This is a genomic window from Streptomyces sp. NPDC051104, from assembly GCF_040682835.1.
GTDB lineage: Bacteria > Actinomycetota > Actinomycetes > Streptomycetales > Streptomycetaceae > Streptomyces > Streptomyces cynarae.
Genome location: NZ_JBFBBS010000010.1, coordinates 99,331 through 122,969, shown reverse-complemented (window position 1 = coordinate 122,969; position 23,639 = coordinate 99,331). Strand labels below are relative to the sequence as shown.

The window sequence follows — 23,639 nt, the reverse complement described above, 5'->3', positions numbered from 1 at the left end:
CCGGTCGTGGAGACGCCCAGCGGTTGCCGGGTGCGGACCTCACCATGGCGGCCCGCGCGGGCGGTGCGGAGCGGGCAGGCGGGCATCGGCAAGCGGTGTGCGGATCCCGCATACGGCGTGCATCCGCGCGCCCTCCCAACGTCTGCCGAGCGGCGCTACGTTCTCCCTCACCCGATTGCGGGTCCGAGGAGGTGCCCATGGGCGCGGAGGAGATCGGTGCCCTCTTACGCGGGGCGCGCTGCGCCGCGCGGAAAACGCAGGCCGAGGTCGGCAAGGCCACTGGTTACTCGGCGTCGGCCGTCTCGCGCATCGAGAGCGGGCAGATGCAGGTCGACTACCCGACTCTGCTGAAGTTCGCCGCGGTCCTGCGGATCGCACCCGAGCAGCTGCGTGCGTCTGCCGTATCCGGCATGGCCAATGTCGCTACGGTGGCTGGAGGTTGCCGGTCGGTTGAGGAGGACGAGGTGCGTCGTAGGAACCTGCTGACGGGAGTGGTGGCAGCGGGGGCGACGGCCGTCGTCGGCGCCGGGCCGGCTGCCGCCGCTGCCCAGCCCGTGGATTTGGACGTGGCGCTGTTCCGGCTGCCGCAGGCGGAGCCCGTGCCGCTGCCCCGGCTGGTCGCGCAGATCGCTGCCGCCCGCCGGGACTTCTGCGCAACCCAGTACACGCGGCTCGGGCAGACGCTGCCCGGTCTGATCGCGTCGGCGACCGCGACGCGGGACGCCGCGTCGGGCCGGACCCGGGAGCAGGCCGACCTGGCGCTGGCCCGCAGCTACGTGCTCGCTGCCGAGCTGGCCGCCAAGCAGCACTCGGATGCGGCGTGGGTGGCCGCCGACCGGGCGCTGGCGGCTGCGCGCTGCAGCGGCATCCCGGTGGCCGTCGGGGAGGCCTCGCGGCAGCTGGCGATCGCCATGCGCCGCTCGGGCCGCTCCACAGCCGCGGTGCATCTGCTGACCAAGGAGGCCGCCGACCTGGACGCCTCCCGCGACCACACGGGTGCCGTACGGACGACGCTGCTGCTGACCGGCGCGTACTCGGCGGCCACCGGCCGGGACCGGACAACTGCCCTGTCGCTGCTGGAGGAGGCCGAGGAGGAGGCTGGGCGGCGGACGGCCGTGCCGGGCCTGTTCACGGTGGAGGCCACTCGCACGCAGGTCGACGTGTACCGGATCGGTGTGCTGAACGCGCTGGGCACCCCGGACGAGGCGGTGCCGGTCGCGGCCCGGCTGAACGTGGACCGGATGTCGACTCCGGAGCGGCGGGCGCGGGCATGGACCGATGTCGCCCGCATGTGGAACGCGCTCGGCGACGGCAAGCAGACGTTCGCCGCGCTCCGCCGGGTCGAGCAGGAGGCGCCCCAGGAGGTGCGGCGGCCCGCGCTGCGGGCGCTGACGGCCGGCCTGCTGTACGGGCCGACCCGCATCGAGGGCGTGCGCGAGTTCGCGGCCCGCACCGGCGCCCTGGTCGCCTGACCGGACGTGACGAAGCCGCCCGCCTGAAATCCCCCGTGGCGGGCGGCCCGTGCCTGAGTGTGCAGAGATCAAGGTCGGCTGCGGCAACGTACCTGTCCTAGGCCGCTAGACGACACCGGCACGACGTCGGCGGCGGGACTCCAGCCCGCGTCACGCTCTTGACAGGAGAAGTGGCCGCTACCTGCGCACCTGCGAGTGGAGGACCATAGTGCGCATTGGGCTGTCGACGCAGCCGGATTTACGCCGGCTGGCCGGACTGGCATCGGTTCGGGCACTCTTCAGCACAGCTCACCGGCGTCGTACTTGACCAGCTTCCTGGTTTCCTTGTCCCACACCCAGATCGGCGACTCACGCCACAGACTCGGGTAGTCAAGGACCGGTTCCGCGTACGGGTTTGCCTCGGGACCTGGCAATGGCTCGCCTGTCGAACGATCTACCCAGCCTACGGGCACCTTCTCCGGCCGCCACTCGGCATTACCAACAAGGATCGCAGCGAGGCTCTGGATACCGACGCCCCCCTTGCGGATGGGGAGCCTCCATTCACGCTCGTGCAGCCACGTTGAGCGCTGTTCGGTGCGGACAGCCCAGTGCCCTAGATCGGCCTTCTTGAAGTCCTCGTGCACATCCGGCGGTACATACGCCACGGCACCGCCGCCATGTCGATTGATCATGGACCGGGTGGTGACCACTCCCCATGGGTCGAAGCGTCGCCACTGGATCAGGTGATCCAGATGTTCTGGGGGGCTCTCGGAGAAGCACAGACACGGCATACCCGACTCCCCAGGGTCGGCGGCGCCGAAAGGAGCGAATGCCCGGAACTTGCGCTCCTGAAGGATCGCCTCCAGCCGCGCCTCGGGACTCGCGCTCTGTATCTCCTCCGGCACCCAGTGCGGCCGGGGCCCGTTTCTGCCTGTGAAGTGATACAAGTACTCACTCTGCGCCGGGCCAACCATGCCCAATTCCATTGCCACTTCCGCCTCCAGCCGATCGCAGCCCTACCTAGTCATACCGCAGGGCGGGCGCGCAAGCACCGGGAACGGTAAAGAAGGGGTTTCCACTCATTCCTGGTCCCAGCGGGCGTCAGCTTTCCTGGATTCGGCGCAGGTTGACATCAAGGCCAGTGCCGCCTGGCGCGAACTTCCTGTTCGTCTCAGTCGAGGGTGCTCGCCGACGATTACGCGACAGCTTTTAGGGACGTAGACCGAATCAGCGATGAACACTATGCGTGCTGCAAGTCCCGACGCCGATCACGCAAACTGACCACTTCACCGCTATGCGAACTCTGAGACGGCGTGGAGAGCTCGGGCGCAAGTGACCGCATAAGAACGGGATGCAGGCCGAGTTCTTCCGCAGTCTGACGTAGGGACGGCGAGGTGCCGAACCGGCGCTTCATCATCATGCGCATGAGAGCCGGTTGCTCCGGGTGAACGGTAACAGGCTCCCGAGACCTCCACTGGTTAGTGGCCATCTGCCGGTAGAGACTGGAACGACGAGTGCTGTCGATGAGCCCTAGCCCAAACGCCCTCTCGATCAGCGCCTGCATAGAAATACCCCAGTTGGACTTCAGGACCGCCAGGTTCCGAAGAGTGAAGTTCCCACTGAGTGCCTCACGCGCTTGCTCTTCCGGGATGAGGAAGGCACCGGCAAACCTGTGCGCCTCTGCCTCCGCTTGTTTTGTCGAGATAGTGCGACGAGCCGGATGCAGCACAAGATGTCCCAACTCGTGTGCCACAGTGAAGCGTTGACGATCTCCGGCATCCGAGCCGAAATAGGCGATCAGCTGCGGATCGGATACCCCTCGCCAGCACGAGACGCCGGAATGACCGATGGCCACGTCCTCCTGTTCGCCAGTGCCGTCGACGAGTACCAGAGGGACAACGGGGATTCCGGCGCGTTCGCAGGTCCGAATGACGTGCTTCAGGATTCCATCGCGGGCAACGCCGAGAGCATCCCGAGTCTCCGCTGCCAGCGTCTCGATAGTCGCTTCGTCAATCTCACCTTCCGCACGTGGCACCGGGAGGCGCCGCATGCGCGTCTCCACGATGAGCTGGGAGGCTACGCGATATGCCTCTCGCGCTGTCGCCTTGACTCGATCAATCTCCTTGGCTGAGGCACTGGCCTTCTTGCGGAAGTGAAGTGTGTCCGTCGGGAGATCGTCTGGGTCCACAAGGAAGAAGCTATAGGGGGTGCCCGTGGCGCGAGCGACGGCCAACAGAGTCTCCTCGCTGGCAGTTTTGTCTCCCCTTTCGATACCGGAGATCATCGACTGCGTCACCCCGGCAATGCTCTCAAGTTCCTTCTGGGTCAGCCCCATGAGCATGCGGAGCGTGCGCAGCCGCGCACCGGTATCAAGCACTTCCCTCTCCAGTTCCTTCTTGCGTTTCGTCATCTTCGAACAGGAAACCAAGGTCGATCTCTTCGTCGCTTGAGATGAACTCGAGCTTGGAAAGATCCTCTGCACTGCGCGGTAGGAGCAAGTCGTAGTCCGACGTTGAGACCGCTCCAGCTTTGAACGACCTTGTTGGCCGGACGACGCGGATGACCACCTCACCCTTCTCATCAACATCCCACACCGCCAGGAGTTGACTCGCCTCCACTCCGATGAGATCGGGCACCGGGTTTCGATAATAGTTTATGCGAGCCCGGTTTTTCCCTGGCGGAGGCACAGAATCACCGAACGGCGAACGGTGGAGCAGGCGAATGGACATCGCATTCCGTGACAAATGGATTCGCCCGCTCCCGCGACGGGAAGGGCTCCAGCCAGCGAGGTCCTGTCGCAGCAGGTGGGCCAGCGCGTGGTCTCGCGTCAGGTCTGTCCGGCCCTTGAGGAAGCGCCGGCCGGTCATCTCGTGTCGATCATAGTGATCGTCCGCGTTCAACCGGCCCTGCTCCAAGGCCTCATGGAGCGGTGCGGCGAGAGGCGTGATGGCCTCCGTAATGAACCGTGCATCCTCGGGTCTGAGCATGGCAGTGATTTTATGACCGAGATTCTCAGACTTGCAAGCATGTGGCGCCGCAGCCATCCCTGGCGGTGCGTCGACGGTCAGGTCGGCGTGGCAAACATGGTGGTCAGCACTGTCCGATCAGCTTGGCCGAATGGCGGACGAACGACCGAACCTGTAGGAGGACTTCGTCGCATTGATCTCTGACATCAGCCATCTTGCGGCCTCTGCGTGTGGTGGTCCCCCTGCCGCTCGGATCGACGAGATCCAGCTCGTGTGCGACCTCGTTACGGGCGGCGAAGAAGGGCCCCAGCTTCTCGATCACAGTGTCTGTTATGGCGGCGGAGGCGATCCCTAGCGCGTCTCTGACCTTCCGTAGGTCTGATACCTGCTGCAAGCTGGACCCGGTCAACGCGTCAACATAGGACTCGATCAGCCGACTTCTGGGGTCTCGGTCGATCAATGCGGTCCTGATGTGCTTGGGGGCCTTTGCCCCGTTCAGCTGCTCGTTCACAAACGCCTTGAACCTGCCCTCAGCGTCCGTGTTGCCGTTGACGAGGACCGGAAGCGCGTCACGCAGAAGCCTGCGGAGACACGCGTCCAGTCCCGAGGAGCTGAAAACGAGCGCCGCTCGCAGCTGATCGGTCTGATCGTGGGACAGCCGACCTCGCGGGTCGCTTTCCTCCGCGGACTTGAGGCGGAGGACGTGGAGGGTGTCGAACAGTCCTGAAACGCTTGCATGAGCACCAACCAGGTAGTTCCACGCTCCCTGTGCCTCAGGAGGGCAGTTTCGCGGACGGTTGCCGAGCGGAGTCAACTCCAACTTGACGATCTTGCTGTTCCCTGATGCCACCTGGCTCCACCTCGAATCACACCTCGCCCCGGCAGAGCATTCCTAACACGGTGGAACCCGAACGGCGGCAGCACCTCCGCCAACGCCAACTCGCCTGCCTCCACGTTCTGAATCGGCATGCCGAAGACCGTGCCGGGCTGCTGCTCGTGGCGGGCGTGCCGCTGGGCCTTGGCGCGGGCCTGCATACGGCGGAGGACCTGCGCGCTGGTCGGCTGCTCCCACGTGTGCATCCCGACCGAGGCGATGTAGCCCCGGCCGTGTGTGGCCTCGGGTATGCCGCACCAGCGGCACCCGGACGGCACCAGCGGATGCCCGTCGGGGAAACGGATCGGGCCCCGGCGCAGGCCGGTCTTCTTGTCGCGGGTCACCAGGGTCACGAGCCGCTCCCCCGCTCCCGCTTGGCCCGCTCCTCGGCGACCACCTCTTGCGAGGTGCACACGGCCATCTGGAACAGCATCAGCAGCCCGTCGACCAGGTCGCTGCCGTCCGGCGCGGAGTGCTCGTACAAGGCGGTGAACATGGCTTCGGCGTGCGCCCGGTCGCGGTTCGCCCACGCGGTGGTGAACTGCGCCGCGAACCGCACGTGCGGCGGCAGTACCTCCGCCGATTCCCACTCGCCGGTCTCGGTGTTCTGCACCGGCATCCCGAACACCGTGCCGGGCTCGTGGTCGCGGCGAGCGATGTGCGAGGCAGTCTCCGCGAGCATCGCCGCCAGCGCGTACGCGCTCCCCCAGCCGGCCGCGATCAGCGGCACGATCAGGTCGACGCCGCCCTCCAAGTCGCCGCTCACGCCCATCGCCAGCGCCTCGCCGACGATCCTGGGCCCCTCGGCCTGTGCAGTCGTTGTCACGTCAGTCCTCCCGCGGCCACGTCGTGCCGTCGCCGTCGTCGTGGTCTTCTTCGTGGTCCGGGTCGAGCTCGCAGAACACCTCGGAGCCGACCGAGTTGTGGTTCATCTCGCCGCAGACCGGGCCGGTGCGGACCGGCCGGTCTTCCCAGCCGTCGCGGGCCGCGTCCTCGGCCGCGCGACGCCGGCGGGTCTCCCAGCCCTTCGCCGCGGCGGCCGACCGGGCGGCGACCGCCTCGGGCCGGTTCCGGCGCGCCGCGCGGGCCTCCTCCCGCAGCCGCCGCATCTCGTCCGCCGCCTGCTGAGCGGCAGCCGCCAGGCCGGTGAACAGGGCGCTCATCGCGTCCTCACGCCGGGCCGGGTCGTGCGCCGCCTGGTCGAACAGCTCGGCCGCCACGCTGCGCTTCACGCCGACTCCTGCAGCAGTGCCAGGTCGTTGCGGCAGACCAGCAGCGCCCGGGTCACCGTCTTCGCCCCATACCGGCGTACGGCCTCGTCCTGGCCCAGCTCGGCGACCGCGCGGGCCACCTCCTGCAGCGGCACCGCCGGGGTGACGTTGCCGGTCTCGCCACGGCGCCGGTTCGTCGCACAGAACAAGCACTCGCCCCCGGCCGCCGGGTCAGTCGGCGCGTTCGGATGCTGCGGGCACCGGCGCGCCAGCGAGGCGCGGGCCACCGCGAGGAGCCGCCGGGCCGCGTCCATCTCGTCCCGGATCTCGTCCAAGTCCTCCGGAGCGGGCTGCAGGGCGATCAGGTGCTCACCTCGCACGCCCAGGGCGCGGAGCGCCTCGCCCAGCTCGGTCACCTTCTCGATCATGCGTTCTCTGCCTTTCGCTGCTCGGCCTGGCACGCCGGGCACAGGCCTGCGGGGACGTCGTAGTCGGCGGGGCCCTTGAAGGGCGCTCGGCATTCGGGGTTGTCGCAGTCCCGCATCCGTGTCCGGGGTCCCGGGACGGTGGGCCGCGGCGCGCTCGAGGAGCCGCCCTGCAGCGGCACCGGGAACGCGCCTTGGGTGTACTCGGGAGCGGCGGGCTGCCGGTCCTCCTGGGTCCGCTCGCAGCTCCTGCAGGGCTCGCCGGTGGCAAGGTCCGTGCCGTCGTCGCACAGCGGGTGCGTGCAGTCCCCGCGCCGCACTAGGTCGATCGCGACGGCGAAGAGGCTGTCGATACCTCGGCCGTCTGCGGAGAGCGCGTCGTCCTCGAACCGTCGCTTCACCCACCGGCGGTCGATGCGGGCCACCAGCTGCGGGGTGGTGACGCCGGTCGCCAGCTCGGTCCGGATCGCGTCGACCACGTTGTCCGGCATCGTGTGGCAGGCCCGTTCGAACTGCTTGCGAAGCCACTCGGGGTACATCGCGATCACGCAGCGGATCGCCTCGGGAGGAATTTCGCTCTCGGACTCGTCGTCCTGCGCGGCGGAGCCGCTCCCAGGCCCGCCCCCACTACCGGTAGTTGGCCTACGGCCGGAACCACCCGTATTCGTCGTTTTCTTAGCCCGTTTTCTAGAAGACGTACCAGCGTGTGGCACGTCGGTAGGCGGTACGTCGGTGCTACCTGCAGGAACGTCCGTTTCCGCAGGTCGGTCTGACGTGCCACCATCCGGTACATCGGTGACGTCCGACGTACCACCGTGCGGTACGCCGGTCCCACCTGCGGCGTTGTGGACGTCGGCCGGGGTCCCCTCGCCCGACGTACCACCGTGCGGTACGCGGGTGCCACCTGCGGCGTTGTCGTCGTCGGCCGAGGTGCCGAACTCCGAGGTACCACCGGGCGGTACGTCGGTGCGACCTTGACTGTTCCGGTCGGGCTCGTCCGTGTCCCCCTGCGGCACAGCGATCCCTGCAGGCAGGTCATAGACAGTCAGCACGGTCCCGTACCGGCCGCCCGCCAGCGGCTCCCGCTCAGCGACCATGTACCCGTGCTGCTTCAACTCGGCGAAGGCCGCACGAAAGGCCCTTCGGCCAGGACTGGCCTTCCCGTGCTTCCTGACCGACGCCTTCCACATCTCGTCAGCCGTCGTCTCGTAGCCGTCCGGCCGACTCAGCAGCTCCACAAGGATTCCGCGCGCCATGTGGCTCAGGTCCTCGTTACGCGCCGTCGCGTTCGGGACCTGCACGAAATCGCCGGTGAGACGTGAGCGTCGAACTTTCACGTCGCCTCGTTCTCTGGGTTCATGGGACGGACAGGGGCCATTGCGAGGCCGTCGAAGCACGGCGGGGGCGGAGCAACCGGGGTCGGGAACAGCTCCGGGGCTGCCAGCAGGCGGGCAAGGTCGCGGACGAGGTCTGGCGACGCGATCCGGTGCAGCTCAGCGGCGATGGACTCCGCCCCGTCCTCGAAGCGGATCTCCATGCGCGTGCGGGCCGTCATTCCCTGGCGGTTGAAGATGGGCCGCTCAGCCATGATCGCTGCAACCTCGGCCGCCTCTGCCGCCTTGTGGCTGCGGTAGCAGGACACCGCGATGTACTCCGCCAGCGACCACCAGGGGGACGTGCGCCTGTGGTCTGCCAGGCGCACGCTGAGGCACGACGAGACCCCGATGTAGAGGGGCTGACGGCCGTGCGCATAGAAGCGATAGACGGCACTAGCGCCGCCGCCTTCCCCCCGAGCGAGGAGGTCTCTGGGGCGAGCGTTGCGGTCGAACGGGCGCACAGGAAAGTGCCGTGCCTGTTCCTTGATCATGCTCGAATTGTACAACCCGACGCATTTGCTTTTCCGTCGTACATGCACACTCGTCTGGGCTACATGTACGCTTGCTTTATGAGTGAGTCGCCTGAAGCCCGGATGGGTGTCTCGGATGCCCGCGCCAACCTGACCGAGGTCATCGCGCGGGTACGCCTGCTCCAGCAGCGCGTGATCCTGACCCGGCGCGAAAAGCCGCAGGCCGTCCTCGTGTCCCCGGAGTTCTACGAGCGTGCCCTGGCCGCCCTCGGCGAGCCGGCGGGCGACTGACCGACACGCAGGCATGCCGAGGCGGGGGCAGCCCATCCGGGCCGTCCCCTCCTCGCGCGTCCGTGTTGTCCTTCCGCTCATCCGGCCTGCCGCCCGCCGACCAGTGCTCCGGCCGCCTCGGTGGCCCGGTTGAGCATGCGCACCCACGCGTCGAACGGCCGGTCGCGGAACAGGACCACCGGGTCCACCACCCGGACGACGACGGCGGCCGTGCAGGCGAAGGAGACGCCGGGCACGGTGCAGTCCGGGTCCGCCTCCAGGACGCCGTCCGTGTGGACCTCGTACAGCGATCCGTCCGGCTTGAAGGCAGCGTAGACGCGGGCGACGTCGCGGCCGATGGTGACGTATACGCGGTCGCCTCGGGCATGTTCGGGGCTGGCGCCGAGGGCCTGCGCGGTGCCGGTCAGCGTGCGCTCGACGCCGGTGACGACCGGCGGAAGGACGAGAGCGCCGGGGCGCAGGCCGGGGACGCCGCGGTGGAACAGGCGGGCGCCGGGCGGCAGGGTGGTCACGCGGCTGCTCCGGGGGTGGTGCCGAGGGCAGCGTGGCCCATGCTGCACAGGCCGGCCGTGTCGGCGACGAGCTGGACGACGCAACGGACCAGGTGTTCGTCACCGATCTGCGCGGCGGCCTCGAAGAGGGCCTCGTCGGCGGCGGTGTCGCCGTTGGCGTAAGCGACGATGAACCGCAGCGAGAACAGCTGCGCCGGGCTGTCCTCGCCGGACTGTGCGCGGTCGGGGCGGAGTTCGGGCTCCAGCTGTTGGAGGACCCACATGTCGCCGCGGCTGGGCTGCGGGGCCTGGTCGCCGAACGTGACCTGCAGGGAGCGGGTGGCGGCGTGTCCGAGGGCGCAGCAGATCCCGTAGATGCGGTTGATGTCGCCGTCGGTGGCGACGGCCTGGATGTGGTCGGCGGCGGTGTCGGCGTCGCCGTCCATGGCTGCGGCGAGGGCCGCGTAGATGCGCCGTGCGGCGGCGTCGGTGTCCATCATGAGGTGCTCCGGGAAGTGCTCGTGAGGGTGGGTCAGCAGCCGTCGAGGTCGATGTCGATGTCTGGTCCGTGGCCGCCGTGGTGGCCGTGGCTGCCCGTGTGCGGCGTCTTCGTGGCGTGCGGGGCCTTCGAGATCCGGGGGGCCGGTCGGCGGGTGGCAGGGGCCTTGGTGGTCTTGGGCGGGGCCGCGGGGACCTTCCGTACCGAGCCGGCCGGGAGGCGGGTCGGCTTCGCCGCGGCGGCCGGGGCGGCGTGCAACTGCCCGGCGCCCTGGCATCCGCTGTCGTCGTCGCCGAGCTGGCCGCTGCAGGCGGTGCCGATGATGAGCGCGGCGACCGCGGCGGCGGCGAGGCCGACGACGGTTCGGTTCTCCATGAGGTGTCTCCCGGCTGGTCGTTGAAGGGGCCCGGGGCGGCGTTGACGGGGAAGCAGCCGCCCCGGGCCGGTCGGTGGGGTCAGGCCTGCTTCTTCTTGGGCTTGGCGCCCTTGATGCCGCCACGGCCGCGCAGCGTGGTGCCGACCGACAGCAGGAGGTTGTGTACGGTGCCGTACGAGTAGCCGTAGTGGTCGCGCAGGTTGCGGATGGACGACCCGCGGTAATACCGATCCCTCATCTCGAGCGCGATCCGTTCGCGCTGGTCGGCGGGGATCTTCGCGTACTTCACTGTTCGCGGAGCCTTTCGTTCTCCCAGGCCTCGGCGTACTCCTCGACCTGTCGGGCGATGGCCTCCTCCGCGCACACCTTGTGCGCGGGTCTCCCGTCGCTGTCTCGCAGCGGGGTGAGGCCGGGGCAGTAGCGGCACTTCCTCTCGACGCCGCCCCAGTGGCTGCCGCGCGTCCAGTCGAGGACGCCGGTCGGCGGCGGTTGGGGCCGGCGAGGCTGCTTAGGCCGCCGGGGCTTGCGTCGATCGGCCACGGTTGACCACCAGTTGCGTTCGCTCGTCGGGGTCGAGGCCGCCCCAGATGCCGACCGGCTCGCGACGCTGGAGGGCGCCGTCCAGGCACGGCGTGATCGCCGGGCAGCGGGCGCAGATCTGCTTCGCGACGATCGCCTGGAGCTTCCCGGGGCCGCGCCGCCAGTCCTCCGGGAAGAACTCGTCGGGGTCGTACGTGCGGCACAGGGCGTCGTCGCCCCACCAGTCGGGCCGGCTGAGCGTCTTCGGGGCGTCGTAGCTGGTGCGCATCAGCGGCCTCCTCGGGGGTCGTGTCCGGACGTGTCCGGGCTGGTGTCCGCTGACGTGTCCGGACACGTGTCCTTGCAGGTCAGCGGCTTGAAGTGGGGAAGGTGAAGGAGAGGGGCGGACAGTGTCCGGACACGGGTCCGGGCACTGTCCGACAGGGCGAGCCAGGCCAGGGCGAGCAGGACGGCGCAGGCTGCTGCGGGCGGTCCCCACTCGGGCGCGGTGGACACGGCGGCGTCCACGGCCAGGGCGAGGTCGATCCATGCGAGGAGCAGGTGCAGGCTCACGCCGGGACCCCTTTCTCCCGCCACCGCGAGATCGTGCGCCGGGCACAGCCCAGCCGCGCCGACAGCTCGGCGATGGACAGGTCAGGGTCGGCCTGGCGGAAGGCGTACCGCCGTTCCTTCGGCTTCAGCGGCGGGTATGGCGGTTCGCCGCTCAGCGCGCGACGGATCGCAACCAGGTCCATGCCGTTCTGCGTGAGCCCGACCGGCAGCTCGGGGGCGGTCTTCCGCATGACGTCGTCCCGCTGATGTCCGCCCGCCACGCAGCGCTTCCTGGTGCACGTCCCCTCGACGCGGCCCACCGGGTCACGTCCGTGGTGCAGCCGGAACGCGACCCGGTACGCGGACTCGTCACGGCTCGCCATCGGCACGCCGTCCGGGGATGTGCGGCCCAGCCATCGGCGGTGGCCGCCGCGCAGTTGCCGCGTCATCTGGTCGAACCGCTCCTGCGTCCACCGCACCGGGGGCCGCTGGTACTGCGGCAGACCGAGGTCGGCCCGCACCCGTGCGACGAATCGGCGATCTACGCCGAGCCGTACGGCGGCCTCCGTGTTGGAGACGTCCTCGGACTTCAGCAGGCGGGCGATCTGCTCCCACAGCGCGGCGCGGACGTCGGCCTTATACGAGGTCATCCAGCGCCTCCCTGTCGGCCCTGGCCTGCTCGCGGCGACGCTCGCGGATGACCCGGTCGGCGAGGTGCTCGCCCGCCAGGCAGTGGTTCACCAGGCAGGTGCCGCGCACCTGCCCTTCGGGCTCCCGGCCGTGGTGCAGCCGGAACGCGACTCGGGCCGCGGTAACGAAGTGGTCGACCAGCGGCACCCCCTCCCGGGTGGTGCGACCCGACCACCGCACATGGCCGTCGATGCCTTCAACGGCCAGCTCCCGGAACCGCTGCTCCTCCGAGGAGGCGGTCGCACTGGGCGGTGCCGGGAAAGCCGGCTGGCCGAGGCTGGCGCGGACCCGGGCCACCAGGTCCGGGCCGCAGTCCAGCCGCTCGGCCAACTCGGCGTCCGAGACCGTCTCCGCTTCCAGGACGGCGGCGATGTTCTCCCAGCTGGCGGTCACCGGCTCACCACCTTCCGGCGGTTGGCCTTGTAGCAGTCCGCGTTGCAGTACACCTGCGCGCCCCGCGACGGCACGAACTGCTCCGTGCAGCCGGGGCAGGTACGGACGTTGTCGGTGCCCCGACGCATCGTGGAGACGTGCGGGCCGACCACGAGCACAGTGCGGGGGTGCTCGGGGTCGAGCTGGACCTCGCAGTACTTCGCGGTGACCTGCGAGTCGTCCAGCCACACGATGCCGTTACCGGCGTCGCAGACGTGCTTGAGCATGTTGTCGCCGTCGATCAGCTGCATGGACGACCGGAAGAAGACGCAGCCGAGGGCGACGTTCCCGGTCAGCGGCGCCTTCCTCCACCGCTGCCGCAGCCACCACTTCGTCGTCTCCTCAGCCTGCTTGTCCGCCGGGTCCTTGTACGCGCGGCCCTCCCTGTCGAACCGGGGACGCGCCTTGCTGTGGGGCTCGCCGGGGTAGACCGTGCCCCACGTGTCGTCCGTACGGCCGGGCGCCAGGAAGCCCCCAATGTGCTCAGCACGCTCCCGGTCCCCCGGCCGCTCGGCTGCCGAAACGGTCATCCCTCACCCCCGGCCGGCTCGGTGCCCACCGGGGCCACCGGCGCGGTCACGATGCCGCCGGGCTTGTACGGCGGAGCGGGGACCCGCGGGTTGCTGATCCCGAACAGGACCACGTCCTCGTCCCGCGCGGCGGCGGTGTTCGCGTACGCGTGCAGCGTCACGCCCGGCAACTCGTCCACGCCCAGGCCGGTGCCGGAGTTGGCGAGCTGGTACATCGGCACGGACACCGTCGAGTCGGCCACCCGGCGGGCAAGAACGACGCGCGCCAGACGGGCCTTCTTGTCGACGTCCACGACGGTGACCGCGGTGGCCGCCCACTGCTCGACCCGGGCGTCGAGGTACAGCCGGCCGAACGCGGTCAGCCTCGGCCCGTTCTCGCCCAGCTCGACGTAGCGGCGGACCGTCAGCTGCGGCAGCAGCGTCCCGTCCGGGTCGTTGACCGGCTGCTCGGTGGCGATCTCCCGCAGCAGCGTCTCGGCGGCGGGCAGCAGCGGCTTCGTCTTCGCCGCGGTGACGGCGCGGATCCGCGCCATGTGCCACGCCATCGCGCCGTGCGTCGACTCCGCCGAGCACGGGCAGCCCGCGACCGTCGCGCGGGTCTCGTCGCTGGTGTGGTTCGTACAGCCGGTCACGTCCGCCCGGCCCCGCTCGCACAGGGCGGCGCTGCAGCACGGGCAGTTGGGGCAGTCGGCCTGCTTGGGCCGCACGTACTCGGGGCCGAACGGCTCGTGGAAAGGGCCCTCTTCGTCGTAGCTCATGGGGTGTCCTGCCTGGTGAGGTGGAAGCGGTGAGGGCCGCCGCCCGGGGTGCGCCCCCGGGCGGCGGCAGCGGCCGGTCAGGCCGTGGCGGCGGGGGCCGGGAGAAGCGGCCAGTCGAACGGGTCGTCGTCCACCTGGTGGCCGACGCTGGCGAGGTACTCGCGGAACTCGCGGGTCTGCTCTCGCGCCCATGCGGCCTGCATCTCGTGCAGGTCGCCCAGCTCCTCGCGGGTCAGCCACGGGTACCGGCGGGCGATCTTCCAGACGACCCCGCAGGCCGCCTTCGCGTCGACCTCGGCGTTGTGCGCGCCGTCGAGCTTGACGCCCCAGAACGAGCAGATCGCGCCAAGGTTCCGCTTGCCCTTGCGGAACTTCGCGACGTGCTTGTCCAGCACGCGCGGGTCCAGGACGACCGGCGTCGAGGCCCACAGGCTCTTGACGCCGTACCGCTCGCACTCGCGCTCCAGCAACGTCAGGTCGAACTGGGCGTTCATGGCCACGATCGGCAGGCCGACCATCGAGTACGCGGACAGCGACTCGGTGACCTCCCGGATGACCTCGGCGGCCGGGCGGCCCTCCGTGCGGGCCCGCTCGGTGCTGATGCCGTGGATCGCGGTCGCCTCGGCCGGGATCTCCATCCCGCCCACATCCGACAGCCAGTTCCGGGGCTCGGTCGGCTGACCGCCGCCCCAGCGGACGACGCAGGCCGACACGATCCGGTCGCGGCGGACGTCCACGCCTGTCGTCTCGCAGTCGAAGCCAACGAGCGGGAAGTCCAGCCAGGTCTTCGTGTACGCCATGGGGTTACCTCCGTCCCTTGCGGCCCGCGCGCGTCGACCGACGGGGCTGGGACCGCTTCTTGAAAGGCCGCGTCTTCGCGGGGGCCGGGCGAACGTCCTGGGACGCCTCCGCCGCGGTGTGGGCCCGCTCCGCCTCGGCGAGGAGCTGGGCGGCCTCGGTGTCGGGCGCGTGCAGGATCTGCACCTCGCCCCGGTCGCCGGCGTCGTCGGCCTCGACCAGGGCCCGCAGCTCGGCGGACTTCGGCACGACCCGGATCAGGCGGCGGATCGCCGACTTCTCCCACATCCACAGGAAGAAGCGGTGCCAGTACGAATCGCGGGTCCCGGCTGTCTCGGCCCGCTGGTACGACTCGCTGAACTCGTCGCGGATCTCCTCGGCGTCCTCCCGCGTCAGGAGGATCACCTGCGAGCGGGCACCGTTCTTGAGCCAGGCGTACGCGTACGCGATGACGACCTCGCCGCGCTCCTTCTGCGACAGCTTCAGGTTCGGCCGGTGCACGAAGTCGTCGGGGTACCGGGCCGTCGGCACGTAGTCGTACTCGTCGTGCTCGCGGATCACGCCGACGTGCACCGACTCCACCAGGCCCGAGCGGTACATCAGCTCGATGTAGCCCTGGTACATCGGGACGAACGCCGCGGTGGTGCCCTGCCGTGTGATGGCGGCCTGCTTGCCGTCCGGGATCAGTCCGAACCGGGCGCAGGTCAGCAGCGCCTGCAGCACGCTCGCCGGCTTGCACTTCGCCAGCGTCGGCAGCACCGACCGGACGGCCGCGAAGAACGCGGCCTGGTCCACGCAGGCGGGCAGCGCCTCCTCGAAGTGACTGCGATAGACCTGCAGCCACTCCATCACCGTGGCGGACATGGCGGGCTCGACTTGCTCGTGGCCCTTGATGTCCGCGAGCTCGGCCGGGGAGTCCGGGGCCTGGTCGTGCTCCTCCATCGTCGCGGCCGGGGCCGGGATGCTCGCCTGACGGGCGGCGCGCAGACGGTCCTTCAGTGCGGTGCTCATGCTCATCCCTTCACGGAGGGCACGCGCAGCTGCCGGGCCCGGAACTCGGTGTAAACGGCCTTGTCAGGCCCGGACTTGAGGGCGTCGACGTCGAGGACCTCGACCGTCTTGCGGTACTTCGCGGCGATGTCGGGCCGGGCCTTCTCCAGCCGCTTGGGCGCGAGGGTCCCGTTCTGCTTGTTCGTCCAGACGACCTCGCCGCTGGTGTTGCGGACGATCTCGTTCGCGCCGGCGAGCAGCCGCATCTCGTTCTGGATCGTGCGGCGGGCCTCCTCGGCGGCCTTCACCTTCTGGTCCGCCGCCTCGAAACGCTCCAGGAGCGCCTTCGCCTGGTCGTCGTCCACCGTGGCGATCGACTCGGGCTTGACCTCCCACAGCTGGGCGAGGAGGTTCGCGGTGTCCTCCAGGCCGTCAGCGACCGGCGGGAAGCCCTCCACGACGTGCCGCTGGTACCACTGTTCGCAGTGCTCGACCAGCTCGCCGATGATCTCCTCGTCCCGCTCCAGCCGGAACCAGCGCAGCTTGTTCCCGCCGACGAGACCGGCGACGTAGCCGTGATTCCAGCCGCCGACCGCCATCGCCCAGTAGCACTGGATCGCGGGGGCGTCGGGCGGGGTGTCGCCGTCCCAGTCCTTGATCTGGTACTCGCTGCGGTTCTTGCACTCCACCGGCGCCACCACAGCGCCGGTGTCGTCCAGGGCGTACCGGTCGACGTTGACCTGCATCCACGGCCGCTCCAGGTTCTGCAGCGTGCCGGGCGGCATAGCGATCAGCACCCCGGACCGCTTCGAGAACAGGTGGGCGATGAACCCCTCGATCTCGCGGCCGACCTCGGCGTACTCGGTGTCCTCGTCGAACGATCGGCCGTGCTTCTCCTCGTACACGCGGCGCGGGGAGTTGTACTTACCGGCGAGGCCGAACAGGGCGGCGACGTCCGCACCGCCGATGCCGTTGCGGCGCGTCGCCCGCCACCGCTCGTAGTAGTCGGGGTCGTCCAGCGAACCGGACGGCAGGATCAGCCGGGCGGCCGGTGCGTCCGGCAGACCGGCGTCCTCACGGACGAGCGTTGCTGTGGTCACTTACGTCCCCCCTGGTGCTTGCCCGAACGGACCGGGCCGTCGATCCACTGGCCGGTGCTACCGGCCCGCTGCAGGGCCTCCTCGTCCAGCCGGTTGAGGTAGAGCACGGCCGACCGTGCGGAGGCGTTGCCCGAGGTCGTGAACGTCCGCTGGAAGGCGATCACCTCGGCCGCCGCGTCCCGGAATCCGGCGTCCTCCAGCAGCTCCACGGCTTTGTGTGCGCTCAGCCAGGTGTTGTCCTTCACGGCGGCGGCGAGGAAGTTGACTGCCGTCTCGCGCCTTCCGCCCAGCACGCCGCGCAGCTCGGCCTTCCGCCGGTCCCGGGGCGTCTTGGTGGTCGCCAGCCGGTGAGCCTCGGCGAGCACGCCCGGGTAGCTGTCACGGTGGCCGCACGGGTTGTCCCAGGCGTCCCGCGTCAAGCGGACGCCATCCCGGACGAAGCGGTCGGAGCGGATCGTGCCGCGCGGGCCGCCGCACGCCGGGCAGTACGAGGAGATCTCCACCGTGCGGACCCGTACGCCCTCATATCCGGGCTGCGTGCCGTAGTCGGGCACCCGCACCGTCATCGTCTCGGGCAGCGACGTCGTCTCGACGCCGACGAGGTAGCGCACCCAGACGGCGGCCTCGCCGCTCGCGAGGAGCGCCGCGTACGCCTCGTACGCACCCCGCGGCAGGTAGGCGCGGATCCGCCCGTCGCGGATCATGCGGGCGACCGCGTCGGCGGCCTGCGTGGTCCGGTAGTCGTAGCAGTGCTGCCACTGGCCCGGGTGGGCCTGCGCCTCGGAGACGACGGCCACGTGGTCCGCGACCGGCGGATCACTGGGGGTGGTCACCCTGGGGCGCGGGGCCGAGCTCCTGCCGCTCATTCCGTTCCCCCGTTCTTGGTCGGGGCCGGGACCTGAGCGCCGTGCGCGGACCTGTCGGTGCACACGCGGCCGGCGACGATGGAGGCGACCAGGAGCAGGAAGCACGCGGCCATCGCGCTGAGGATCAGTGCGTCGATCACCGGACACCTCCGCCGGGGAGGCACACCAGCTGGCCCAGCGGGCGGGCGGCGAAGATGTCGCGCAGCTCGGCGGCGATGAGGCCGTGGTCGTCGGGCAGCGGGTAGCTGGCCCAGACCTCGACGGGTACGCCGGCGTAGGCGGTGACGAGCTGGGCGACTCCCTGCCGGTCGTCACCGCGGCTGAGGGTGGAGCGGACGACCGTGCCGCCCATCAGGTCGGCGCAGACGTCGATGATCTCGCCGCTGCCAGACTCGCTGATCTGGTGGCCCTTGAGCACGCCGGGCGTCTCGCCGACGGCCCACACCATGGCGGACAGGTCCGGCCGGTGGCCGAGGAGTTGAGCGAGGGCCGCTGCGGCGGCCTGCTCGGGGCTAACATTCGGGTTCACGGAAACCTCGATTCAAGGGATTGAGGTGGCCTGCGTTTGTGGGGCTGCTGGACCCGGCACGGTCTGGCGGCCCCGCAAGCCGTCACACCTGGGCGACCGCGCGCCCTCGGCCCTTGGCGGGCTTGATGGCGGCCAGCGCCCGGACGGGCGGCGTGGTGGGGGTCTGCTTGGCCGGTTCGACCGGCTCGATGACGGCAAGGGCGTCGGCGGGCAAGACGGCCTGCATCGCCTGGATCACCCGCAGGTCGCACATGCAGAAGACCGCGGGATTCCCGCCGAACTTCTGGTGCGGCAGGCGGCTGATGTTGTCCTCCAGCCACCGGCGCTTGATCTTGAGCGCGGCTGCGGCCTCGTCGTAGTCGAGGTTGCGGACCTCGGTACAGACGCAGTGCTTGCGCGTCCAGGCCGTCACGGCGCACCAGCCCCGGCGTCCTCGATGACCAGGTCGTCCAGGCTGATGCCGTACTCGCGGCGCATGGCGAGCAGCGACATGATCGACGGGGTGGTCTCCCCAGAGATGAGCCGGGCCACCGTCGACCGGTTCGTGTTGAGCCGTCGGGCGATCGCCGCGGCGTTGCCGTCGCCTTTCTCCTTCGCCTTCTTCATCAGGCGTTCGGCGTGCAGCGTGGGCATGCGTTCCCTCCCTCCAACGGGGTGTGCACGGGTGCACGTGGTGCGTGCACGCATGAACCTAGACCACGTGCACGCGTGCACGCAAGGAGGATGCAGAGGTTCCAGGCGTGTTTTTCTCGTGGAGGGCCCCCGGCGCACACCGCCCACGACCAGCGAGAAAGCCGAAAAGGGTTGTTGATCAGGGAAGACGTGCACGGGTGAACACTGGCCCGTTGCACGCGTGCACGCTACGCTCGGATTTCATGCGGAGTATGGACACCCCAGACGACCGGCCCCAGAGGCCGGCGGACGACGGCAGCACGACTGCCGAGCGCTTCGGCGCCCTCGTCCGACGGCTAGCCTCCGAGGCCGGCTACGACATGACGCCCGGCGCCGGCGGCCAAGTCGCCCTCGCACGGGCCACCGGCATGAGCAGGCCCGCCGTCGGGCGCATGATCAACGGCCTCACCCTGCCGCTGCCCAACCACTACGAAAGGCTCGCAAAAGTCCTCAACACCGACGTGCGCAACCTTTTGGTCACCGCAGGTGTCATTACCCGCGAGACATGGCCAGAAGGTGTCATTCCGGATGTACGCTCAGGAACTTCGCAGTCACCGCAATCTCCAGAGGCTTACGCGGACTCGTGGGGAATTACGGACCCGATGATTCGCCAGACGATGATCTCGAACATCAACATGGCGATCCGGCTGCAGCGGGCGCAAGACACGGAGCACGCCACGGCAACCTCCTCGGGGTCGCCGTGATCAAGGGGGACTGAATGCCGCAAAGGACAACCATCGCATCCGCCAGCGGCCTGGTCGTCGGAATTGCGTCGACTCTCATCGTCACCGGTGACGTACCCGGTAGCGACAGTGCGGGGCAAACCGCGATCATGGTCGCTTGGTTCTTCGCGATGGTCTGCGTCACCGTCGTGGCCTCGGCCGCAATGAAGAAGTGGATCAAGTCGCTCGACGAACGAAACCGCAACCAGCTCGATCAGATCGCACGCGAACGCACCGCGTTCGCCGAGGCGTGCGAGCGCCGCACAGCGGAGCTGAACGAGCGTGAGGAACGACTCAACAGGAAGGCCCAGGCGTCCGGGGCTCACATGATGAGCCTCGCGCGCCGCCTGGACCAAGCACTCACCCGTAACGGCCAACTGGAAGACCAGCTCTCCGAGGTGACGCACGAGTATGCGGACCTGGCACGGGAACACAACGCGCTCATCACGGAAACCCTCCAGGAGCGCAGCGACCGCTTCGCCCGCAAAACCGCTACCGCACCCGTCCGACCGGCGGCCCCGGCGCCACGAGCGCAGGCACCGATGGCGAACGACCCGACGCAAACGTACGCAGACGAGCGCGGCGGCCACCACCCCGTGGAGCCGATCCCCCTGCGTCGCACCCCGTCCCCCGCTGCGCACCTGGTCGAGCAGCCGCAACACGAGCGCCCCGCTAAGGGCGTTGGCAGCCCGAGGTAGCCCAGAGTCGAAGCGGGGCCCCAGCGAGCCGACACGCTGGGGCCCTTTTGCTTGCCCGAGAGGGTGTCAGCTCACCGGCTCACGGCCGCTGGGGGCCCGGTCCGGATGCATCCCGCAGATCCGCAGCGCGTCCGACCGCGCGGACGCGTACGCCGCCATCACGGCCTCCTTGTCCGGCCCCCAGGCCCACGCCTCCGTCTCCGCGAGGTCGCCGCGGCGCCACTCCGCCGCGCTGTGGGCCGGCTCCTCGGTGAACTCGGCCTCCCAGTCCCACACCCACACCCCGCGCGGCTCGTGCACCCCCACGGCCGACACCACTTCCGTGCCGTCCGCCGCGTACACCGCCGGGCCGACCTTCCAGATGAACGCCCGGGCCGGCATCTCCGACCGCACGGCTTTCAAGCCGTTGTCGCTGCCGACCTGGCCACCCTGCATCCGGATCCACCAGTCCTTCGACCACTTCTCCACCAGCACCGGGCCGCCGCGGTCCCGCGCCCACCGCTCGGCGGTCTCCTCGGCGTCCTCCGCCCGCCAGAACCCGAGCGTCTTCGAGCCGACGTGCAGCGCGTACACCGACCGCCCGGGGTCCTGCACCGGGATACGGGCCTCGTGCTCCTCGTTGGCGTCGTCCACGGCCTGGGCGGCAGGCTCGATGCCGAGCGCCCGGTCGATCGTCGCCAGAGCGCCCTCATGGGCCTCCTTGAGCAGGTGCCCGTACCTGTCCGAAGTCGTCTTGATCGACTCATGGCCCAAGCGCCGCTGAACGTACGTCAGGCTGTGCCGGTCCGACAGCAGCGCGGCCACGTGCGAGTGCCGCAGGTCGTGGAAGGTCGGGTACTTCCACTCGGCGAGCAGCCCCGCCTCCTTGGCCTCCGTGACGGCAGCCACCCACCGGTCGTAGAACGTCGAGTAGACCAGCCGCTCCCCATGCCCGTTGTGGAAGAGGAGAGCGTCCTTCTTCATGCCGGCCAGGCCGTGCCCGAGCAGTTCCTGCCACAGCCCGGCGCTGATGTCGACAACGCGCCGGGACGCCTTGCTCTTGGGCGTGCCGAGGTACGGCCCGGGCTGCGGGTGCGTCTTGGGCCGCCGCTTCCAGGCCCGAGCCACGCGGACCTCGTACACGCCCGCTGCCGGGTTCCGGGCGTGCCGCGCGGCCAGAGCCGTGATCTCACCCCAGCGCAGGCCCGTGCCGTACGCCAGGCGCACCAGCACGCGATCCTCCGGGCGCTTGAAGCAGGAGACGATGCCGGCGACCTCGTCCGGCGTCATGAACTCCATGTCCTCGGTGCGCTCGTCGTCCTCGGCGCCGAAGTCGTCCGTGCGCGGCAGGCGGACGAGGGGGCAGGGGTTGCGGTCCCGCAGCGGCGGCTCCGCGTTCACGGCCTCGTTGAGGATGCTGCTCAGCAGACCGTGCAGGTTCTTGAGCGTCTTAGGGCTCATCAGCTTGCGCTTCGAGCCCCGCCAGACGTACGTCTGGGCCATCTTGTTCACCCAGGCCGACACGGTCGCCTTGGAGAAGTGCTCGGCGGACCGGATGTCGCAGTTGCCGAAGGTGGGCTCGAGGTACGTCTCCAGCTCCCTGTAGCAGTCCTGCCGGTAGCGCTCCTCCACGCCGGTCTTGTTCTTGATGCACTCCCGCGCGTAGGTGCTGAAGATGTAGCTCCGCTCCACGCCCGCCGAGGGGTCGATGTACCCCTCGCCCTTCACCCATCCGGGCGGCCACTGCTGGCCGTTGTCGTTGACGGCATCTTTGAAGATCTCCGCCGCCTCCAGGCCCTCGTCGGTGGCCGGGAATCTCTCGGTCTGCTGGGGCGCCGTCCGGGAGCCTCCGAGCCGCCATTTCACCTGGTAGCTCGTGACCTCCCCGTCGGCGTTCTTCCGTGATGTCACGTACGCCATGACGGGAGGGTACGGCACCGTGCTCCCACGGTGCTCCCAAACGGAGAATGAGAAACGGCCCCGGAGGGCCGTTGCCGCTGGTCACTCGCGGTGTAGGTGGTGGTGCCCGGAGCCGGACTCGAACCGGCACGCCCGCGAAGGGGCAGCGAGGTTTAAGCTCGCCGTGTCTGCATTCCACCATCCGGGCAGGCCTGGGCACCGCATCGAGCGCTCCGAGCCTATCGGGACGCGTCCCTCGAACAGCGGGCCCGGGACGCGATGTTGTCTTATTTTATTGATGTCTGAGGGTGCATCAGCACCCGGTACGGGCCATCCGCACTTGCCAATAGGCTTTCGGGGAAGCGCGGCCCTGTATGCGGAATGACGGAATTTCACCGCCCTGAAGGAGGGTGCGGAAGCGATTCCACTTGGGGTGATCAACCGCTTTCCACGGCCAGTGGCTCAGGACCCGTGTCATCCCCAGGTATGACGCGGGCCGTGGCGGTCCGACCGAAGGCTGTCCCGGGAACCGGAACAGCGGCTGACTCCACGGCGACGACGCGCCGCGACGATGGGACATGTCCTCTTCACCGTCGCCTTCCCGACAGGAGCAGCTCCCGTGACCAGCACCTCCCTCGCCGACCGGACCACCGCGGTGGCCGCCCGCGCCACGGACCTGTCGAAGGTCTACGGTCAGGGCGAGACCCAGGTGGTGGCCCTGGACCGGGTCACCGTCGACTTCCAGCAGGCCCGGTTCACGGCGATCATGGGGCCCTCGGGCTCCGGCAAGTCCACGCTGATGCACTGCGTCGCCGGGCTCGACTCCTTCTCCTCCGGTTCCGTGCGCGTCGGTGACGTCGAGTTGGGCGCGCTGAAGGACAAGCAGCTCACCAAGTTGCGCCGGGACAAGATCGGGTTCATCTTCCAGGCGTTCAACCTGCTGCCGACGCTGACCGCGCTCGAGAACATCACCCTTCCGATGGACATCGCGGGCCGCAAACCGGACAAGCAGTGGCTGGACACCGTGATCCAGATGGTCGGCCTGTCGGGTCGGCTGAGCCACCGGCCCGCACAGCTGTCCGGTGGTCAGCAGCAGCGCGTGGCGGTCGCCCGGGCGCTCGCGTCCAAGCCGGACATCATCTTCGGCGACGAGCCCACCGGGAACCTGGACTCCCGGTCGGGCGCCGAGGTGCTGGGCTTTCTGCGCAACTCCGTACGGGAGTTGGGGCAGACGGTGGTGATGGTCACCCATGACCCGGTGGCGGCGGCGTACGCGGACCGGGTGATCTTCCTGGCGGACGGGCGGATCGTGGACGAGTTGTACGGACCGAGTGCGGAGGGGGTGCTGGACCGCATGAAGCGGTTCGACGCGAAGGGCCGCACGTCCTGACGCGGGCTGCCCCCAGCACCCCCGAGGGCTCCGCCCTCGGTCCCCGCTGAAGCTGCGCCCCGGACCACCCAGCGGGGTCCCACGT

35 protein-coding genes and 1 tRNA gene are annotated in these 23,639 nt (G+C 69.6%); 5 read left to right on the top strand and 31 right to left on the bottom strand.

The genetic code is table 11. The features are described 5' to 3' along the window. Positions 1-197: 197 nt before the first annotated feature. Positions 198-1,472, top strand: coding sequence for a helix-turn-helix transcriptional regulator (locus tag AB0N14_RS17560; protein WP_366026543.1), 1,275 nt, complete (start codon positions 198-200; stop codon positions 1,470-1,472). Positions 1,473-1,750: 278 nt separating this feature from the next. Here the strand turns inward: AB0N14_RS17560 and AB0N14_RS17555 are convergent, their stop codons facing one another. The 10 genes from AB0N14_RS17555 to AB0N14_RS17510 all read right to left on the bottom strand — a co-directional run bounded on the left by AB0N14_RS17555 (position 1,751) and on the right by AB0N14_RS17510 (position 8,794). Next, positions 1,751-2,443, bottom strand: a complete 693-nt coding sequence (locus AB0N14_RS17555) for a hypothetical protein (protein WP_366026542.1) — start codon at positions 2,441-2,443, stop codon at positions 1,751-1,753. Between the two features lie 248 nt (positions 2,444-2,691). Beyond that, on the bottom strand, positions 2,692-3,861 hold the full coding sequence (locus tag AB0N14_RS17550) for an XRE family transcriptional regulator (protein ID WP_366026541.1): 1,170 nt from the start codon (positions 3,859-3,861) through the stop codon (positions 2,692-2,694). Continuing rightward, the gene (locus tag AB0N14_RS17545) at positions 3,821-4,438 is read right to left on the bottom strand and encodes a hypothetical protein (protein WP_366026540.1); all 618 of its coding nucleotides are present in this window, start codon (positions 4,436-4,438) and stop codon (positions 3,821-3,823) included. Before AB0N14_RS17545 ends, AB0N14_RS17550 begins: the two co-directional genes overlap by 41 nt. Positions 4,439-4,541: 103 nt before the next feature. Then, positions 4,542-5,267 carry a hypothetical protein gene (locus AB0N14_RS17540; protein WP_366026538.1) on the bottom strand — a complete coding sequence of 242 codons (726 nt, stop codon included), beginning with the start codon at positions 5,265-5,267 and terminating at the stop codon, positions 4,542-4,544. Then, entirely contained in the window at positions 5,228-5,644 is a 417-nt protein-coding gene (locus AB0N14_RS17535) for a hypothetical protein (RefSeq protein WP_366026537.1), read from the bottom strand. The genes AB0N14_RS17540 and AB0N14_RS17535 overlap by 40 nt, the downstream gene beginning before the upstream one ends. Next, a complete protein-coding gene (locus AB0N14_RS17530) occupies positions 5,641-6,117 on the bottom strand; it encodes a hypothetical protein (protein WP_366026536.1) in 477 nt (158 codons plus the stop codon). Before AB0N14_RS17530 ends, AB0N14_RS17535 begins: the two co-directional genes overlap by 4 nt. A gap of 1 nt (position 6,118) precedes the next feature. Continuing rightward, positions 6,119-6,523, bottom strand: a complete 405-nt coding sequence (locus tag AB0N14_RS17525; RefSeq protein WP_366026535.1) for a hypothetical protein — start codon at positions 6,521-6,523, stop codon at positions 6,119-6,121. Continuing rightward, the gene (locus AB0N14_RS17520; RefSeq protein ID WP_366026534.1) at positions 6,520-6,930 is read right to left on the bottom strand and encodes a hypothetical protein; all 411 of its coding nucleotides are present in this window, start codon (positions 6,928-6,930) and stop codon (positions 6,520-6,522) included. Before AB0N14_RS17520 ends, AB0N14_RS17525 begins: the two co-directional genes overlap by 4 nt. After that, a complete protein-coding gene (locus AB0N14_RS17515; protein ID WP_366026533.1) occupies positions 6,927-7,475 on the bottom strand; it encodes a hypothetical protein in 549 nt (182 codons plus the stop codon). Before AB0N14_RS17515 ends, AB0N14_RS17520 begins: the two co-directional genes overlap by 4 nt. 785 nt (positions 7,476-8,260) lie before the next feature. Then, positions 8,261-8,794, bottom strand: coding sequence for a GIY-YIG nuclease family protein (locus tag AB0N14_RS17510; RefSeq protein ID WP_366026532.1), 534 nt, complete (start codon positions 8,792-8,794; stop codon positions 8,261-8,263). Positions 8,795-8,872: 78 nt separating this feature from the next. Here AB0N14_RS17510 and AB0N14_RS17505 point away from each other — a divergent pair, with 78 nt between their 5' ends. Further along, entirely contained in the window at positions 8,873-9,064 is a 192-nt protein-coding gene (locus tag AB0N14_RS17505) for a type II toxin-antitoxin system Phd/YefM family antitoxin (RefSeq protein ID WP_366026531.1), read from the top strand. Between the two features lie 77 nt (positions 9,065-9,141). On the opposite strand, the gene AB0N14_RS17500 is transcribed toward AB0N14_RS17505, so the two are convergent. The 19 genes from AB0N14_RS17500 to AB0N14_RS17410 form a co-directional block, all read right to left on the bottom strand. Further along, positions 9,142-9,576: a hypothetical protein gene (locus AB0N14_RS17500; protein ID WP_366026530.1), complete on the bottom strand. Its 435-nt coding sequence runs from the start codon at positions 9,574-9,576 to the stop codon at positions 9,142-9,144. Further along, a complete protein-coding gene (locus AB0N14_RS17495) occupies positions 9,573-10,055 on the bottom strand; it encodes a hypothetical protein (RefSeq protein WP_366026529.1) in 483 nt (160 codons plus the stop codon). Before AB0N14_RS17495 ends, AB0N14_RS17500 begins: the two co-directional genes overlap by 4 nt. A gap of 32 nt (positions 10,056-10,087) precedes the next feature. Next, a complete protein-coding gene (locus AB0N14_RS17490) occupies positions 10,088-10,429 on the bottom strand; it encodes a hypothetical protein (RefSeq protein ID WP_366026528.1) in 342 nt (113 codons plus the stop codon). A gap of 80 nt (positions 10,430-10,509) precedes the next feature. Then, positions 10,510-10,719: a helix-turn-helix domain-containing protein gene (locus AB0N14_RS17485; RefSeq protein ID WP_366026527.1), complete on the bottom strand. Its 210-nt coding sequence runs from the start codon at positions 10,717-10,719 to the stop codon at positions 10,510-10,512. Further along, positions 10,716-10,970, bottom strand: coding sequence for a hypothetical protein (locus tag AB0N14_RS17480; RefSeq protein WP_366026526.1), 255 nt, complete (start codon positions 10,968-10,970; stop codon positions 10,716-10,718). The genes AB0N14_RS17485 and AB0N14_RS17480 overlap by 4 nt, the downstream gene beginning before the upstream one ends. Then, positions 10,939-11,238: a WhiB family transcriptional regulator gene (locus tag AB0N14_RS17475; protein WP_366026525.1), complete on the bottom strand. Its 300-nt coding sequence runs from the start codon at positions 11,236-11,238 to the stop codon at positions 10,939-10,941. The genes AB0N14_RS17480 and AB0N14_RS17475 overlap by 32 nt, the downstream gene beginning before the upstream one ends. Next, on the bottom strand, positions 11,238-11,522 hold the full coding sequence (locus AB0N14_RS17470) for a hypothetical protein (protein ID WP_366026524.1): 285 nt from the start codon (positions 11,520-11,522) through the stop codon (positions 11,238-11,240). The genes AB0N14_RS17475 and AB0N14_RS17470 overlap by 1 nt, the downstream gene beginning before the upstream one ends. Beyond that, positions 11,519-12,151 carry a hypothetical protein gene (locus tag AB0N14_RS17465; RefSeq protein WP_366026522.1) on the bottom strand — a complete coding sequence of 211 codons (633 nt, stop codon included), beginning with the start codon at positions 12,149-12,151 and terminating at the stop codon, positions 11,519-11,521. Before AB0N14_RS17465 ends, AB0N14_RS17470 begins: the two co-directional genes overlap by 4 nt. Further along, positions 12,138-12,584 (bottom strand): hypothetical protein, encoded by a 447-nt coding sequence (locus tag AB0N14_RS17460; protein WP_366026521.1) that lies wholly within the window; start codon positions 12,582-12,584, stop codon positions 12,138-12,140. The genes AB0N14_RS17465 and AB0N14_RS17460 overlap by 14 nt, the downstream gene beginning before the upstream one ends. Then, the gene (locus AB0N14_RS17455; RefSeq protein WP_366026520.1) at positions 12,581-13,153 is read right to left on the bottom strand and encodes a RusA family crossover junction endodeoxyribonuclease; all 573 of its coding nucleotides are present in this window, start codon (positions 13,151-13,153) and stop codon (positions 12,581-12,583) included. The genes AB0N14_RS17460 and AB0N14_RS17455 overlap by 4 nt, the downstream gene beginning before the upstream one ends. Then, a complete protein-coding gene (locus AB0N14_RS17450; RefSeq protein ID WP_366026519.1) occupies positions 13,150-13,911 on the bottom strand; it encodes a hypothetical protein in 762 nt (253 codons plus the stop codon). Before AB0N14_RS17450 ends, AB0N14_RS17455 begins: the two co-directional genes overlap by 4 nt. Positions 13,912-13,988: 77 nt before the next feature. Next, a complete protein-coding gene (locus AB0N14_RS17445; protein WP_366026518.1) occupies positions 13,989-14,711 on the bottom strand; it encodes an exonuclease domain-containing protein in 723 nt (240 codons plus the stop codon). Positions 14,712-14,715: 4 nt separating this feature from the next. Next, positions 14,716-15,720: a RecT family recombinase gene (locus AB0N14_RS17440; protein WP_366026517.1), complete on the bottom strand. Its 1,005-nt coding sequence runs from the start codon at positions 15,718-15,720 to the stop codon at positions 14,716-14,718. A gap of 2 nt (positions 15,721-15,722) precedes the next feature. Next, positions 15,723-16,799, bottom strand: coding sequence for a YqaJ viral recombinase family protein (locus tag AB0N14_RS17435; protein ID WP_366026516.1), 1,077 nt, complete (start codon positions 16,797-16,799; stop codon positions 15,723-15,725). Beyond that, positions 16,796-17,665, bottom strand: a complete 870-nt coding sequence (locus AB0N14_RS17430; RefSeq protein WP_366026515.1) for a hypothetical protein — start codon at positions 17,663-17,665, stop codon at positions 16,796-16,798. Before AB0N14_RS17430 ends, AB0N14_RS17435 begins: the two co-directional genes overlap by 4 nt. Beyond that, positions 17,662-17,805: a hypothetical protein gene (locus tag AB0N14_RS17425; RefSeq protein WP_366026513.1), complete on the bottom strand. Its 144-nt coding sequence runs from the start codon at positions 17,803-17,805 to the stop codon at positions 17,662-17,664. The genes AB0N14_RS17430 and AB0N14_RS17425 overlap by 4 nt, the downstream gene beginning before the upstream one ends. After that, a complete protein-coding gene (locus AB0N14_RS17420; RefSeq protein WP_366026511.1) occupies positions 17,802-18,194 on the bottom strand; it encodes a hypothetical protein in 393 nt (130 codons plus the stop codon). The genes AB0N14_RS17425 and AB0N14_RS17420 overlap by 4 nt, the downstream gene beginning before the upstream one ends. A gap of 82 nt (positions 18,195-18,276) precedes the next feature. Then, the gene (locus tag AB0N14_RS17415) at positions 18,277-18,606 is read right to left on the bottom strand and encodes a hypothetical protein (protein ID WP_366026509.1); all 330 of its coding nucleotides are present in this window, start codon (positions 18,604-18,606) and stop codon (positions 18,277-18,279) included. Then, a complete protein-coding gene (locus AB0N14_RS17410) occupies positions 18,603-18,827 on the bottom strand; it encodes a helix-turn-helix transcriptional regulator (RefSeq protein WP_366026508.1) in 225 nt (74 codons plus the stop codon). The genes AB0N14_RS17415 and AB0N14_RS17410 overlap by 4 nt, the downstream gene beginning before the upstream one ends. Before the next feature lie 251 nt (positions 18,828-19,078). Between AB0N14_RS17410 and AB0N14_RS17405 the strand changes: the two genes are divergently transcribed. Together AB0N14_RS17405 and AB0N14_RS17400 are read left to right on the top strand one after the other, a co-directional pair. After that, on the top strand, positions 19,079-19,570 hold the full coding sequence (locus AB0N14_RS17405) for a helix-turn-helix transcriptional regulator (protein ID WP_366026507.1): 492 nt from the start codon (positions 19,079-19,081) through the stop codon (positions 19,568-19,570). 14 nt (positions 19,571-19,584) lie between these two features. After that, positions 19,585-20,286 carry a hypothetical protein gene (locus AB0N14_RS17400; RefSeq protein WP_366026506.1) on the top strand — a complete coding sequence of 234 codons (702 nt, stop codon included), beginning with the start codon at positions 19,585-19,587 and terminating at the stop codon, positions 20,284-20,286. Between the two features lie 66 nt (positions 20,287-20,352). Here the strand turns inward: AB0N14_RS17400 and AB0N14_RS17395 are convergent, their stop codons facing one another. Continuing rightward, a complete protein-coding gene (locus AB0N14_RS17395) occupies positions 20,353-22,185 on the bottom strand; it encodes a site-specific integrase (protein WP_366026504.1) in 1,833 nt (610 codons plus the stop codon). Between the two features lie 100 nt (positions 22,186-22,285). Then, positions 22,286-22,372, bottom strand: a tRNA-Leu gene (locus tag AB0N14_RS17390). A 411-nt stretch (positions 22,373-22,783) separates the two neighbouring features. On the opposite strand from AB0N14_RS17390, the gene AB0N14_RS17385 reads away from it, so the two are divergent. After that, positions 22,784-23,554 carry an ABC transporter ATP-binding protein gene (locus AB0N14_RS17385; RefSeq protein WP_366026503.1) on the top strand — a complete coding sequence of 257 codons (771 nt, stop codon included), beginning with the start codon at positions 22,784-22,786 and terminating at the stop codon, positions 23,552-23,554. The last annotated feature ends 85 nt before the right edge of the window (positions 23,555-23,639 follow it).